Annotated in this window: 1 protein-coding gene; it reads left to right on the plus strand. The window is 63.4% G+C overall.

The window, feature by feature from the left end; all coding sequences use genetic code 11:
- Positions 1-19: 19 nt before the first annotated feature.
- The coding region (locus ON20_RS25750; RefSeq protein ID WP_245547489.1) for a condensation domain-containing protein at positions 20-756 on the plus strand (737 nt) is incomplete at its 3' end.

Genomic DNA, 756 nt, shown 5'->3' on the forward strand with positions numbered 1-756 from the left:
GTTCGTCAATACTTTGGTATTGCGGTCCGAGATCGATCCCGATGAGCGGTTCACCGATCTGCTCACCCGGATCAGGCATATCGATCTGGATGCGTTCGAACATTCCGACGTTCCGTTCGAGCAGTTGGTGGACCGGCTCGCTCCGCAGCGGTCTCAGGCGCGTCATCCGCTGTTTCAGGTGATGTTGGCGTTTCAGAACCTGGAACAGGCGAACCTGGCGCTTCCCGGCCTCGAGGTGTCGGTGGTCGATCTGTCCGGCGGAGTATCCCGTTTCGACCTGCAAATCGTTGTGTCGGACAACCATGATGGTGGCGGGATGTCGGTGGCGTTCACCTACGCCACCGACCTGTTCGATGCCGCGACCATCGATACCCTGGCCCGGCGGTGGATTCGTGTACTCGAGTCGGTGGCCGCCGATCCCGCGATCCCGGTCGCGGCGATCGAACTTCTCGACCCGGCCGAGAAAACCGATTTGCTGACCCGCTCGGGTCCGCCTCCGGTAGCACCGTCGACGCTGGCCGACCTGCTGGCCGCGGCGGCCGCGCGTGATCCCGACGCCACGGCCATCGTGTTCGACGGTCACCACATCGGCTACCGGGAGCTGGACGAGCACTCGAACCGGTTGGCTCGGGTACTCGTTCACCGAGGTATCGGTCCCGAAGATGTCGTCGCGATCGGTATACCGCGTTCACCCGAAGCGATACTCGCCATCTGGGCCGTCGCCAAATCGGGGGCCGCGTTCCTTCCTATCGACCC

The sequence above is a fragment of the Nocardia brevicatena NBRC 12119 genome (assembly GCF_000308495.1).
Lineage (GTDB): Bacteria > Actinomycetota > Actinomycetes > Mycobacteriales > Mycobacteriaceae > Nocardia > Nocardia brevicatena.